This is a genomic window from Nocardia gipuzkoensis, from assembly GCF_021183645.1.
In the GTDB taxonomy this organism is placed as follows: Bacteria; Actinomycetota; Actinomycetes; order Mycobacteriales; family Mycobacteriaceae; genus Nocardia; species Nocardia abscessus.
The window spans coordinates 2511563-2525203 of the sequence record NZ_CP089225.1 but is presented as its reverse complement, the minus strand read 5'-3'; the positions used below and the strand labels follow the sequence as shown (position 1 = coordinate 2525203).

At 67.3% G+C, this 13641-nt stretch carries 13 protein-coding genes; 7 read left to right on the top strand and 6 right to left on the bottom strand.

What is annotated here, in order from left to right; genetic code table 11:
• Window positions 1-6 precede the first annotated feature (6 nt).
• The 7 genes from LTT66_RS11585 to LTT66_RS11555 all read left to right on the top strand — a co-directional run bounded on the left by LTT66_RS11585 (window position 7) and on the right by LTT66_RS11555 (window position 7849).
• On the top strand, window positions 7-1497 hold the full coding sequence (locus tag LTT66_RS11585) for an MlaD family protein (RefSeq protein WP_233066694.1): 1491 nt from the start codon (window positions 7-9) through the stop codon (window positions 1495-1497).
• Window positions 1494-2537 (top strand): MCE family protein, encoded by a 1044-nt coding sequence (locus tag LTT66_RS11580; protein WP_181721385.1) that lies wholly within the window; start codon window positions 1494-1496, stop codon window positions 2535-2537. Before LTT66_RS11585 ends, LTT66_RS11580 begins: the two co-directional genes overlap by 4 nt.
• A complete protein-coding gene (locus tag LTT66_RS11575) occupies window positions 2534-3535 on the top strand; it encodes an MCE family protein (RefSeq protein WP_408638776.1) in 1002 nt (333 codons plus the stop codon). Before LTT66_RS11580 ends, LTT66_RS11575 begins: the two co-directional genes overlap by 4 nt.
• Entirely contained in the window at window positions 3532-4641 is a 1110-nt protein-coding gene (locus LTT66_RS11570; RefSeq protein ID WP_233066692.1) for an MCE family protein, read from the top strand. Before LTT66_RS11575 ends, LTT66_RS11570 begins: the two co-directional genes overlap by 4 nt.
• A gap of 8 nt (window positions 4642-4649) precedes the next feature.
• The gene (locus LTT66_RS11565; RefSeq protein ID WP_233066690.1) at window positions 4650-5741 is read left to right on the top strand and encodes an MCE family protein; all 1092 of its coding nucleotides are present in this window, start codon (window positions 4650-4652) and stop codon (window positions 5739-5741) included.
• Complete coding sequence (locus tag LTT66_RS11560; RefSeq protein ID WP_233066688.1) at window positions 5738-6916, top strand: MlaD family protein; 1179 nt, start codon at window positions 5738-5740, stop codon at window positions 6914-6916. The genes LTT66_RS11565 and LTT66_RS11560 overlap by 4 nt, the downstream gene beginning before the upstream one ends.
• A 132-nt stretch (window positions 6917-7048) precedes the next feature.
• Entirely contained in the window at window positions 7049-7849 is an 801-nt protein-coding gene (locus LTT66_RS11555) for a hypothetical protein (protein ID WP_233066686.1), read from the top strand.
• 76 nt (window positions 7850-7925) lie between these two features.
• On the opposite strand, the gene LTT66_RS11550 is transcribed toward LTT66_RS11555, so the two are convergent.
• The 6 genes from LTT66_RS11550 to LTT66_RS11525 all read right to left on the bottom strand — a co-directional run bounded on the left by LTT66_RS11550 (window position 7926) and on the right by LTT66_RS11525 (window position 13588).
• A complete protein-coding gene (locus tag LTT66_RS11550; RefSeq protein WP_233066683.1) occupies window positions 7926-8498 on the bottom strand; it encodes a ribonuclease H family protein in 573 nt (190 codons plus the stop codon).
• 10 nt (window positions 8499-8508) lie between these two features.
• Window positions 8509-8979, bottom strand: a complete 471-nt coding sequence (locus LTT66_RS11545; protein WP_233066680.1) for an SRPBCC family protein — start codon at window positions 8977-8979, stop codon at window positions 8509-8511.
• Window positions 8980-9107: 128 nt separating this feature from the next.
• Window positions 9108-10292: an L-2-hydroxyglutarate oxidase gene (gene lhgO, locus LTT66_RS11540; protein WP_233066676.1), complete on the bottom strand. Its 1185-nt coding sequence runs from the start codon at window positions 10290-10292 to the stop codon at window positions 9108-9110.
• A gap of 22 nt (window positions 10293-10314) precedes the next feature.
• Window positions 10315-10989 carry a hypothetical protein gene (locus LTT66_RS11535; protein WP_233066673.1) on the bottom strand — a complete coding sequence of 225 codons (675 nt, stop codon included), beginning with the start codon at window positions 10987-10989 and terminating at the stop codon, window positions 10315-10317.
• 340 nt (window positions 10990-11329) lie between these two features.
• Window positions 11330-12121, bottom strand: a complete 792-nt coding sequence (locus tag LTT66_RS11530; RefSeq protein WP_233066670.1) for a TIGR03084 family metal-binding protein — start codon at window positions 12119-12121, stop codon at window positions 11330-11332.
• Between the two features lie 111 nt (window positions 12122-12232).
• The gene (locus tag LTT66_RS11525; RefSeq protein ID WP_233066668.1) at window positions 12233-13588 is read right to left on the bottom strand and encodes a hypothetical protein; all 1356 of its coding nucleotides are present in this window, start codon (window positions 13586-13588) and stop codon (window positions 12233-12235) included.
• Window positions 13589-13641 lie beyond the last annotated feature (53 nt).

Below are 13641 nucleotides of genomic sequence, written 5' to 3'. Positions count from 1 at the left end.
GACCAGATGATCATCGATCCCAGTGGGCGCGGGCCCACGATGCGGCAGCTGCTCATCGCAGGCGTGTGCGGTCTGGTCGTGTTCGCGTTGGTGCTCGGCTTCCTGATGCTGCGCTACCAGGGGTACTTCCAGGAGAAGGTCAATGTCACGGCGAACCTGACCACCACCGGTGACGGTTTGCCCGAGCAGGCCGACGTCAAGTTCCGCGGCGTGCTCGTCGGCGCGGTGAAGACCGTCGACATCGCGGCCAAGGGCGAGCTGCAGAAGGTCCGCATCGAGATGAAGCCGGAGTTCGCCGACGACATCCCGGCCAACGTGACCGCTCGCGTGGTGCCGAGCAACCTGTTCGCCGTCACCTCCGTGGAACTCGTCTTCAACGGCCCCGCCGACCAGTACCTGCACGAGGGCTCTGTCATCGAGGAAGACCGCAGCAAGGGCACCATCGCGCTGCAGGACACGCTCACCACGGTCCGCAACATCCTCGACAAGATCGACCCGGTGCAGTTCGGCCGGGTGCTCGGCACCCTGTCGCAGGCGCTGGACGGCAGCGGCCGGATGCCCGGCTCCACCGTCGAGCGGCTGGACCGCTGGCTGCTGGCGGTCGACGAGTCGATTCCCGATCTCGGTGTGCTGCTCGGCGACTTCTCCGCGTCGTTCAACGCGCTCAACCAGTCGGCGCCCGAGTTGGTCGACGTGCTCGGCAGCTCGGTGCAGACCGCGCGCACCATCGCCGACCGCCGCAGCGAGCTGGTCTCGCTGATCACCGGCACCAGCGGGACCATCGACACGGTGAACGACCTGTTCGCCCGTAATCCCAACGTCGGTATCGAGGTCACCGCGGGGACGAACGACATGTTCGGCGCCCTCGCCGCGGACCCGGACGCGATCACCAGGACGCTGCTCAACCTGAGCGAGACCATGCGCCGGATGGACACCACGTTCACCTGGGGTCCGCAGAAGCAGCAGGTCTGGGATGCCGGTATCACGCTCACCCCGTACCGCCCCTACACCGTGGCGGACTGCCCGCGCTACGGCGAGATGGCCGGCCCGAGCTGCTTCACCGCTCCCGCCGTCGCGGATGTCGGCGAGCTGCCCGAACAGCTGAAGCCGCGGGCGCTGGAGTCGGCCGCCGGACTGCCGCCAGTGGTGCCGATGCCCGGCCTGCCGCTGATTCCCGGCGTCACCACCCCGGACCCGAACCGCGCCACCGCGGCCGCTCCCACCGGCGGCGCACCCGCTCCGTTCGCGGGCACCCCGCTCGAGGGCCTGTTCCCGATGCTGCCGCCGGGCCTGCTCCCGCCTGCCGCAGCGCCGGCGCCCGCGGCTCCGGCCGCCGCGCCCGAGGGCACGCCGTCGGCCGCGCCGATCTCCTACCGAGGCGACTCGGCGATCACCGCGCTGCTCGGCCGCAAGCCGACCACCGCCGAGTATCTGCTGCTGAGCTCGATTCTGAAGGGCGGAACCATGCAGGTGTCCGACAACGGTGCCCGACGATGAGCATCCGCAAACCGCTGATCGGATTCAGCATCTTCGCCATCGTGTCCGTCCTGGTCACGGTGCTGGTGTGGAACACGCTGGCACGCATCGTCAGCGGTGACACCTACACCTACTCCGCGACGTTCTCCGACGTGCTCGGTCTGCACGAGGGCGACGACGTGCGCATGGCGGGCGTGCGGGTGGGCAAGGTCGAGAAGATCGAGCGGGACCGCGACGCGAAACTGAAGAAGTCGGTCGCGAAGGTCACCTTCGTCGTGCAGCGCGACCAGACGATCTACAGCGACACGAAAGCGCTGGTCCGCTACCAGAACCTGATCGGTCAGCGGTACGTGGCGCTGGCTCCGGGCAAGACGCCGAACCCCGCGCCGTTGAAGAACAACGGTTCGATCCCGATCGATCGGACCGAGCCGTCGTTCGACGTGTCGGGTCTGCTCAACGGATTCCAGCCGCTGTTCCAGGTGTTGCAGCCCGAGCAGGTCAACCGGCTGTCGGAGACCTTCATCCAGGCGTTGCAGGGTGACGGCGTCTCGTTGAGCGCGTTCATCGTCCAGGCCGCCCAGTTGGCCACCGACTTCCAGCGCAGGGACGCGATCCTGTCCGATGTGATTACCAACCTGTCGGGCGTGATGTCCGGGTTGGCCAAACGAGGTGATGAATTGGAGACCCTGGTGACCCAGACCCGGGCCCTGATCGGCGGGCTGTACGAGCAAGGGCAGTCGCTGCTCTCCTCGACCGAGCAGATCGCCAGCGCCACCACGTCGCTGGTCGGCATGATGGACCAGATCCAGCCGAGCCTGCGCACCGCGCAGAACTCCACCAGCGCGGCGCTGACGCTGCTGATCGACAACGGCGCCAAGCTCGACCAGGCGGCGATCGACCTGCCGAACGTCCTGTCGGCGGCGGGCAGGCACACCTCCGAGGGCGGTTACGCCAACGCCTACCTGTGCGGTCTGGACCTGTCGCTCTACGGCGTCCTCTTCCCGCGCGGTTTGTTCTCCCAGATCGGTGGCACCTCGCACTCGGCGGTGTGCCGCCCATGATGACGAAGCTCAGGTCCAGGTTCGAGAGCAACCGGAACTTCTGGTTGGGCATCATCGGCGGCGTCCTCATCGTGGCGCTGTTGCTGGTGTCCAGCGTCTACAAACTCATCGGCGTCGGCGAGCAGTCGATCAAGGCCGAATTCGTGCAGGCCGCGGGCATCAGAGTCGGCGACAAGGTGAACGTCGCCGGGGTGGCCTCCGGCCGGGTGGTCGGCGCCGAGATCGAAGGCAGTCACGTGATGCTCACGCTGAGCGTCAGCGACGACGTGAAACTCGGGCCGGACGCCCGCGCCTCGATCAAGATGGCCACGCTGCTCGGGGCCAGGTACGTCGACCTCGAGCCGGGTGACGGCTCGGGACTGAAGGGCAAGCGCATCCCGGTGTCCAACACCGCGGTTCCGTACAACCTGGCCGACGTGGTGCAGATCGGCACCCCGAAGTTCGAGGCGCTCGACACCAAGAAGCTGTCCGACTCGCTGAACCTGATCAACGAGCAGATGAACGGGTCACCGCAGCTCACCGCGCAGGCGCTGGACAGCGTCGGCGCGCTGGCGAAGGTGATCGACAGCCGCAAGGCCGAGGTGGACAGCCTGCTCAAGGACCTGGACCGGGTCACGAGGATTCTCGGTGACAACCGCAACAGCATCCTGCTGGTGATCACCCAGGGCGAGGCCATCGCCAATCGGGTGATGGAGCGCCAGGCGCTGCTGCGCCAGCTGCTGGACAACGTCGCGGCGCTGACCAAGCAGCTGGAGGTGATCGGCGCGGAGAACAACGAGCAGCTCGGCCCGACGATCGCGCAGCTGAACACCATGGCCGAGGGTCTGCAGAAGAACAAGGACAACCTGGACCGGATGCTGTCGCTCATGCCGCCGACCGTGCGCTACCTGGCGAACTCGTGGGGCGGCAGCGGTCCGTACGGTGACGTCGGCCTGCCGTGGCTCTTCCCGGACAACTGGTTGTGCTTCGCCCAAGTGATCGAGGGGTGCCAGGGATGAAATTCCGCACGGGCTTTCCGCTGAGGACCATCGCGAAGACGCTCATGATCAGCGCCGCCGCGCTCACCGTCGGCAGCTGCTCGCTGCTGCCGAGTTCGGTGAACGACGCGCTGGGCACCACCCTGCAGATCACCGCCGACTTCGACAACATCGCGGGCATCTACGAGGGCAATCCGATCACGGTGCTCGGGCTCGATGTCGGCAAGGTCGACAAGATCGTGCCCAAGGGCACCCTGATCGAGGTGCACATGTCCATCGACAAGGACATGAAGATCCCGAAAGACGCGATCGCCGCGATCATCTCCCCGTCCATCGTCACCGACCGGCACATCGAGCTCACCCCCGTCTACACCGGTGGCGCAGCCCTGAGCGACGGTGCGCACCTGCCCAAGGCCCGCACCAAGACGCCGGTCGAGCTGGACACGATGATCAAGACCATCGACCAGTTCGCCGCGGCGCTGAAGCCGGAGCCGGGCCAGGAGGGCATCGGACCGCTGTCGGGCCGGGTGCTCTACCCCATGCTCAACGGCAACGGCGAGAAGATCCGCGACACCCTCAACGCACTGTCCAGCGCGCTGAAGGTCGGTGTGGACAACAAGGACGCGATCTCCAGCATCATCATCAAGCTGAACGACCTCACCACCATGCTGGCCGAGAACGACCAGTCGGTGCGCGATTTCAGCAACCGGGTGACCCAGATGACCGGCCTGCTCGCCGATCAGGCGCCCGGCCTGCAGGCCACGCTCGATCAGCTGCTCGCCTTCCTGCGCAACACGAGCACCACGCTCACGCAGTACCAGGACCAGCTGTCGGGCACCATGACCGGCCTGACCAACGTGACCCAGCAGCTGCGCGACAACGCCTACGGCATCACCGAGGTCGTCGACGTGGCGCCGATGGTCATGCAGAACATCGATGGCATCGTGAACCGCGAGCACGGGTACGTCCGGCTGCACGCGGTGATCGGCACCGCGCTGTCGGGCGAGATCGTCAGCCTGTTCTGCGAACGCATCCAGATGAAGGCCGACGGCTGCCGCACCGGAAACATGCAGGACTTCGGACCCGATTACGGGCTCACCGCCGCACTGCTCGGACTGACGAAATGACGTACCGAATGACGATCAAGGCACGCAGGGCGCTGGTCGCGGTCGCCGCGGTGGCCGGTGTCGCGGTCACTTCCGGCTGCGGGCTCACCGTGGAGAAGCTGCCGCTGCCGAAACCGGGTGTGACCGGGGAGACCTACACCATCCACGCGGTGTTCGAGAACGCGCTGAACCTGCCCGACCAGGCGAAGGTGAAGATCGGCGGTTCCGATGTCGGCGTGGTCACCGACATCAAGACGAAGAACTTCCAGGCCATCGTGGATCTGACCATCAGCAAGGACATCGAGTTGCCCAAGGGCAGCACGGCGGAACTGCGTCAGGCCACTCCGCTCGGTGATGTCTTCGTCGCGGTGTCAAAGCCCAAGACCGAGCCCGGCGCGGAAATGCTGCACGACGGCGACACGCTCACGCTCGACAGCACCTCCGCGGGCGCGACCGTCGAGCAGTTGCTCATCTCGGTATCCATGCTGTTCAACGGCGGCGGCATCGCCAGCCTGTCCAGGCTGGGTTCGGAGCTGGACTCCATCGTCGGTGGCCGCGGCGAGCAACTGGCCCACCTGATCACCGAGATGACCGGCGTGGTCGGCAGTTTGAACGCCAACTCCGCCCGGGTGGACAGTGTGCTCGGTGAATTCAGCACCCTGGCCAACACCATCGAGGCGCGGCGGTCCGAGCTCGGCGAGGTGGCCGACACGCTGCCCCAGATGATCGGCGCCATCGCCGAGAACAACCGGGCCATCGGCGATCTGCTGACCAAGCTGTCCACCGCCAGCGCCGCGCTGGGCAATTACGCCGACACCTCCACCGCGCAGTTGAACGGCCTGCTGGAGAACACCCACCAGCTGATGGACGCGATCGCCAAGACCGGCGACAACTTCGGCGTGCTGCTCGATCGGCTCCGCGTGCTGCGGCCCAAGGTGGACGCGACCTTCCGCGGCGGCAGCTTCGCGGTGTACGCCACCGCGACCAACCTCGACATCAGCGCGCTCACCGATCCGGAGCACGGCAAGCTCCAGGACCTCCACGACCTGCAGGACTTCGCGGGCAGCCTGCTTCAAGTGCTGCAGCTCGTGCAGGGCAGGGTGACGGGAGGACACCGATGACCTCCGTGCGCAAACTGTTCGGAAGCAAAATCTTCCTGTCGAACCTGGGCCTGGTGCTCGTGCTGCTGGTCGGCGCCGCGTACCTGATGGTGAACGTCATGCGGGTGAACCCGCTGCGGTCGGACTACACCGTCACGGTGAACCTGGACCGCTCCGGCGGTCTGCAGCCCGGCAACGACGTGACCCTGCGCGGGTGGCGCATCGGCAAGGTCACCTCGATCGAGCTGACCGATCGCGGGCAGGCCATCGCCGCCACCGCGCAGATCGAGTCGAAATACAAGATCCCGGTGGACACCCAGATCGCGGTGCAGGCGCTGTCCGGTGCGGGTGAGCAGTACATCGATTTCCGGCCGAACGCCGAGCAGGGGCCGTACCTGGCCAACGGCGCGGTGATCAAGTTCGATCCGGAGAAGATCCACACGCCGACGCCGGTGTGGTCGGTCCTGGACAACTCCAGCGCCCTGATCGCGCAGATCAATCCCGACCACTTCCAGGTCATCCTGAACGAGCTGGACATCGCGCTCAGCGCGGGACCGGATCAGTTGCGCGGCATGGTCAACGGGATCAGCTTGGCGATGGCGGGCCTGGACTCGTTGCTGCCACAGACCACGAACCTGATCACCAATCTGCGCACCATCGCCAACACCACGTCCAACGCGCAGCCCGATCTGGCTACCCTGACCCGCAACTCCGGGGTGCTGTTCGAGCAGTTCAACAACGCGAACGCGGAACTGCAGCGGGTGCTCGACCAGGCGCCGGGCCAGCTCACCAGCCTCGGCGCGGTGGTGGACCGGACGGCCGACCCGATCACCAGCCTGGCAACCAACTTCCAGGCGATCACCAAGGCGGCGCAGCTGCGGCTGCCCGCTCTGCGTGCGCTGTTCCCCTCGCTCGCGCTCGGCGGCGAGGCGCTGGGCGTCCCGGCGCACGGGAACGAATTCCACGCGATGATCGACATCTGGCCGCGACCGTTCTGTACCTACAACACTCCGAAGATCCGCAACGAGGTCGTGCAGGACGGCACGATTCCGAAGTGGAACTACTGTGAGAACCCGCCGCCGGGGCAGCAGATCCGCGGTGCGGCGAACGCGCCGCGGCCGGACGTGCCGAACAACGGCGCACACATGCCCCCGGGTGTGGATCCGAACGAGCGGACCCTGCCTCCGGTGCGGTGAGTCGCACCCGGCCCGGCGGTCCACCCGTCGGCCGGGCATACTCGCCGGTGGAACGCGTAAGGCCCGCTCTCGCGGGCCCCTGAAGCCAATCGGTGCGCACCGAAGCGCGCCGGGAAAGTGCAGGTTTTATCGATGTCTACCGACGACGCCGAGAACGACAAGGACGCCGAGACCAAGGCCGCCGCCGACAAGGACACCGGCAAGGTGGCCGAGAAGTCGGAGGATGCCGCCGGCGCGGCGAAGCCCGAGCTGTCCAAGGCGGAGAAGGCGGACAAGCCCGAGGCGGGCAAGAAGTCGACAGCGAAGAGCGGCGCTCCCGCGGCGGCCGCGCCGGCACCGTCCGGGAAATCCACCTCGCTTCCGCTGGTGGCCGCGTTCGTGGCGGGCGTGCTCGCGGTCGCGGCGATCACCGCGGTGGTCGTGTTCTTCATGCAGGGCAAGGATCGTGGCGACAAGCTCGACGCGATCCGCGACTCGACCAGCGCCGCGTGCAAATTCGGCAAGGACGTCTCGGTCTACGACTACTCGAAGAACCTCGGCGACTACTTCACCACGGTGAAAGCCGGCTCGACCGGTGAGTTCTTGAAGGAGTTCGACGACGCGACCAAGGCGCTCGAGGACGCCATGGTGCAGGCGAAGGTCAAGTCCTGGGCCGACGACGTGCAGTGCGGTTACCAGTCCGGTGACAAGACCTCGGCCAAGGTGCTGGTGACCCTCACGCAGTACCGGACCAACTTCACCCAGGCCAACCCCGAGCGGCAGTTCGTCGTGGTGATCGCCCAGCTGACGAAGTCGGGCGACAAGTGGCTGGTCGAGAAGCTCGATTCGCCGATGCTCAAGGGTGCGGGTACCGGCCTTCCCGGTGCTCCCGCGCCGGGCGGCGCGCCGCAGCCCGGTCCATCTGGTCAGCCCGCACCGCAGCCGGGCAACTAGCCGAGCGCCTCCGGCGGTGGGCCGAGCCACCACCGCCGGAGGTCATTCGGGCGGTCTTCGGCGATTCGCGGACGAATCAGAACAGCGTCAAAGTCTGTGGCGCCGACGGCGCGGCCGCCTTCCCCGCGGCCTTGTCCTGCGGCGCTTCCGGCGCCGTCGACGCTTCTTCCACAGTCACCGCGAGCATTTCCACGGTGTTCGCCTCGGCGACAGCCGCGGTGACCGCGGCCTGCCGAGCCGCTTCTCCGGCCAGCGCATCGGCTTGCTCGTTGAAGTAGTTGCCGACGTGACCACGGACCCAGCGGAAACGGACCGGTCCCGGCCTGCTCGCGATGGCCCGATCGATCTGCCGGACGAGTTCGACGTTCTTCACCGCGCCGCCGGTGGACGTGCGCCAGCCGTTGAGCCGCCACCCCGACACCCACTCCGACGCGCACTTGATCGCGTAGAGCGAATCGCTCTCGATGAGCAGAGGTTCGGACCCGGGATGGGCGACGATCGCTTCCAGCACCGCGCGCAATTCCGCGACCTGGTTGGTTCCGGACGCGGCTCCTCCGCTGGCGGAGGAGCCCTGATGATTGACCCAAGCCCAGCCGATGGCGCCGCCGGGATTACGGAGGCAGGATCCGTCGGTGCTCACGATGATCATGGTTGGCACCCTACGCAATCCGACCGACAAGATCGGTACCGTGGAATTCCTCTATCTCCCTCCGCAACCGGGATTCCGTACGTCGTAGCGCCGATTTGACCGCGGCATCCACCAGACCGGCGCCCAGGCGCGCGACCAGTCCGCGGGGCGGACTGTACTCCGCTTCGGAGGTCAGCACCGAGCGCCCGTAACCCAGCGGGTCGAAGCGCAGCCGCAACGTGCCGCGCAGGTGCCCACGCAGCGTGTACCCGATCACCGCGTTGTGGCGGTATTCGGTGATCTCGCAGGTCGACGCGGGCCGTAAGAACGCGAGACGGGTGGTGGCGGCGAAGACCGCGCCGAGTCCGCGGTCCTGATCGCCGGTCGGCGCGAAATCCGCGATGCCGAACATCCAATCCGGTACGAAGAGATGGTTGTCGGTGTAGCTGAAAGCGACCTCGACCGGCGCTCCGACGTCACTCGCGTACTTGATGTGGCCCATCAGGCCCTCCCTGTTCCACGACTGGCGTTAAAAGTACTACAGCTCTCCTCTTTATTCGAGGGCTCGGCAAGATTTGGTGTGCCGTGATGTCGAATGGCTACCGGGCGGTCGCTCGGAAGCGGCGTCGCTCAGAGCTGGTCGACGAGGTGCTCGGCAATCGGCATGGCCGAGGTCGCCGCAGGTGAAGGGGCATTGAGCAGATGAACCGAGCGCTCGGTGCGCTCGATCATGAAGTCGTGCACCAAGGTTCCGTCGCGCAGGACGGCCTGCGCGCGAATACCCGCCTCGCGCGGGAGCAGATCGGCGAGCGTCAGATCCGGGCAGTAGCGGCGGCACTGCGCCAGGTACCCGCGCTTGAACAGCGAGTTGCGCAGTTCGCGCAGCCCGGTACGCACGTTCGCCTTGGCCACCCGGTGAAATCCGGGGAAGGCGAGCACTTCTCGCGCGTCTCTGACGTCGAAGCTGCCTTTGCGATAGCCCTCCCTGGCGAGGCCGAGTACCGCGTTCGGCCCCACGGTCAGCGTGCCGTCGATCATCGGACTCAAATGCACGCCGAGAAACGGCAATTCGGGATCGGGAATCGGATAGATCAAGGTGCTGACCAGGTCGTTTCGCTCGCGCGGCAGTTGGTAGTACTCACCGCGGAACGGCACGATGCGAAAGTCGGTGCGCAGCCCCGCCGCCCGTGCCATTCGGTCTGCCTGCAGACCCGCGCAGACCACCAGCCTGCGTGCCGTCCACGAACCGGCCGGCCCGGCGGCTGTCACCGCGTCCGTGGTCTCGGTGAGCGTTGTGACCTCGGCGCCGAACACGAATTCGCCACCGGCGCCGCGTACTTGCTCGGCGAGCGCTTCGGTCATCCGGGTGAAATCGATGATCCCGGTGCCGGGAACGAAGAGTGCGCCGACACCCGTGACACGCGGTTCGCGCCGCGCGAGTTCCGCGGCGTCGATCAGTTCCACCGCCACGCCGTTGGTAATCGAGCGTTCGTGCAGCGCGAGCATGCGTCCGTATTCGACGTCGTTCGTGGCGACCAGCAATTTGCCGCAGATCCGGTACGGAATGCCGTGTGCGGCCGCGAATTCCTCGGTCCAGCGAGCGCCACGGCGGCACAGCGTTGCCTTCAGGCTGTTCGGCGGATAGTAGATCCCGGAGTGGATGACGCCGCTGTTGTGCCCGGTCTGATGCGCGGCCAGGTGCTGGGCTTTCTCCAGCAGTACCAGGCGGGCGCCGGGATAGCGCGCCAGGATCCGGTGCGCGGTCGCGACGCCGACGATGCCGCCGCCGATGACGCAGAAGTCGTAGGCGCTCATGCCGAGCAGGGTAAGCGGTGGGTCACACCGCTTCGGAATCCCCTGCGCCCTGCGAGGCGGCGCGCACCGGTTCGGTGGTGCCCTGCTTCCCGGCGGCGGCCGGAGGTGGCGTCGCGGCGGGTGCGCCATGACGATTCAGGCGCAGGGCGTGCTCGCCGAGCCCCGGGTCGGAAAGGGCCAGGCGCACTTCGCCGCTCTGGGTGTCGAGGTCGGTACGCATCGTGGTCACGGTGGACGCACCCGGCTGCTCCGGGCCCGAACGCAGGAAACCAGTGAGCACCGTGAAGGCGTTCGTATCCACGGTGACCGAGACGGTATCGGCCTCGCCCTTCGCGACTCGCGCGCCGAAGTAGGCGTCGCCGAGGCGGACCGCGCCGCCGAGAGGCGTGGGCGTGGGCGGTGAATCACTCTGTGCCTGAACGGTTTCCGGCTCGACGGCGCGGGGAGCGAGGGCGGCGGGGGGCAGGACCGAACTGCTGGCGGTCAGTACCGGATAGAAGACGACTTCACGTCGGTGGTCGGGCGCATCCGGAGCGACCGGGGCGATCGGCGCGGCGAGCCTGCTATCCGGGTGCTGTGTATCGGCGATCTGCTGCACGATGTAGGTGCCTGCCGCGACGGTCAGGGTCAAGCTGGCGGCACCGGCGAGCACGACGGCGGCATGCCGCGCGAACTGGGCAGGTCGGTGTGCTGTCACGATGCGCTCCTTTCCCTGCGACGGACCAGCATCATGGAAAGCTGTACGCCCGTCCAGGTTACCTGTGCGGTTGCGGGGTATGTCGCGTCGAAGAGAGCAGGATCACACGGCGGGACAGCCCGGTCAAGGGCATATCGTGCGGCGCCGCCGCCTACATGGCGCCGATGTTTCCGTGCGCACACCGGGGGGTAAATATTCGTTTAGCTGGCGAGCGCCATTCTCGACTGCCACCTCGAGACACCCGGCCAACGGCGTCCGGCCGTCGACATGAACACGGCGCACCCAAGTGTGGCGCTCGCCCGCTCCCGAATCGTCACCGATCGGGTCGGGTGTGGGCGGGTCAGGCGAACTGGCCCGCCGTCCTTCCCCCACCCGTCGGACCCGCGAAAGCCTGCGCGATCGCGAGCCATTCCGCGGCGTCGTCGCCGTGCGTCACGATCGCCAGGTCCTCCGGATGGCGGCGCTGGGTCACCAGCAGGCAGAAGTCGAGCGCTGGTCCGCTCACGCGCTGCTCGGCATCCTCGGGACCCCACGCCCAGATCGTGCGGTCCGGCGCGGTCAGCTCGACGCGGAACTCCGCTGCGGGAGGGGTCTTTTCGTGCACGGTGTAGGCGAAGTTCCTGGTGCGCACGCCGATATGGGCCACGGTGCGCAGCCGTACGGTGGGAGTGCGGTGCACGCCGAGGGCGTCGGCCACGTCCTGCCCGTGTGCCCAGGTCTCCATGATGCGGGCGGTGATCATCGAGGCGGGGCTCATCGGCGGGCCGAACCAGGGCAGTTTGACGCCCGCGGGCGTCGCGCGCAGAGCGGCGGTGAGCGATGCGCGTCCGCGCCGCCACCGGTCGAGCAGGTCGGCGGGCGGTTCGGTCGCGGCTTTCTCGGCGGCCTCGTCGACGAACGTGAGCGCACGGGGCCCGGCCTCGGCCAGCAACTTCTGAAAGCCGTCGGCATCCGCGGTGGCGATCGTCGCGATTTCGTCGGTCCAGGCCAGGTGGCCGATCTGGTGGGCGATGGTCCAGCCGGGCGCGGGTGTGTCCCGCGCCCATTCCCCGGGCGCCAGTGGGCCGACGAGTCGTTCCAGGTCCGCGCATTCGTCGGCGAAGTCGCCGAGTAGCGCCTCGAGGTCGGCCATCTGTTCCCCTGCCGGTTCCGGGCACACCGCCTCGTGTGCCGCCGGGACCAGCATCGCAGCGAGGTCAAAAAAAGGCAAGCATGCTTGTTTTACTTGTGAGCGACGGTCCGGCTACCAGCCGAAAAGCACCAGGTGGCTGGCTCCGACGACGAGACCGAGCACCGCGCCGTGCAGATACAGCAGCCAGGCGTCCTGTTCCACGGACGCGTAGAACATCTCCATGAACTCCCCCGGCGTGAGGTCCCGCAACTTGCGCGCCGCGAATTCGTCGATGGTCTTGGCCTGCTCGAGGGTGAACTCCTCGTCCTCGGCCATGGTCGGCGCCAAGCCGACCGCGGCGCCGGCCGCGCCCACCGTGAGGTTGTCGAACTGGCGGCGCCCGAAGGCCGCGCGCACCAGCGTGGTGGTCGGGCCGAGCTGTCGACTGATCTCGTCGGCGATCAAGCGCTCCAGCAGCTGCCGGGTCTTGTCCCCGTTCGGGCCCTCCAGCAGCTCCTTGGACAAGTTCGGCAGCGTCAGCACCTGATAGGCCAGGATGTGGGCCAGATCGGTGGCCGCCTGCGGTTGTCGCTTGGCCAGCAGCGCCTGCTTCCACAGGTACTTGTACCTCGGTTGCGGGTCGCCCGGTTCGAACACCATCTTCACCGCGATGACGTTCACGATCACGCCGATCGCCGCCGAGGCGAGCAGGACGATCACCCAGCCCGGCACCCAGCCGATCACCGGAATGTGCTGATGCACATGCAGGTACAGGGCCAGCAGCACGCCGAAAGGTGCGCCGAGCAGGCCGATGCGCACCATGAAGCGCAGCTCGGGCGCGGCGATGGTGGTGGTCAGGTCCTTCAGGATGGTCGGGTTTTCCTGCAGGTAGCGGATCACGAAGCTCTTGATGTCGATCAGCTGGTCCACGTTGTCGCCGAGCGAGGCGAACGCACGGCGGGACAGGGCGGGCAGTTCCCGGTCCACCCGCTGGTAGATCAGCTGCTTGGCGGCCCGCGGCACGGTGCGCCACAGGTCCGGGTTCTCCCGGTACATCAGCTCGTCCACCAGCGGCCGCACCTGCTCGCGCGCGAGCACCGCGATGTAGTCGGCGATGCCGTCGAGATCGAGTTCGTGGATGAAGTCCCTCGGGCTGCCGATCCGCATCAGGGCCTTGTCCACGCAAATACTGGCCATCTTCTCCGCGCGCGCCGGGATGAAGCCCTGGAATCCGAGGCGGCGGCCATCACCGGAGAAGGTCGGCAGCACCTGGACCCGGCGCGGGAAGTACGGATAGAGCACGTGCAGGCCGGGGATGCGGACGCCGCGGAACAGCAGCGGCCAGAACAGCATCAGCACGCCGGTCCAGTTGGTCAGCCAGCCCGCCAGCGCGCTGAAGACCGGAAACGTGATCAGGTCGACCACGAACTTCGGCTGCCCGGTCAATCCTTCCCAGTCGACGAACACGCCGGCGGCGAGCGACGACATCGATGGGACTCCCTAAGCCGATCCGGCGGTACCGCCGGTATGAGATATCAAGG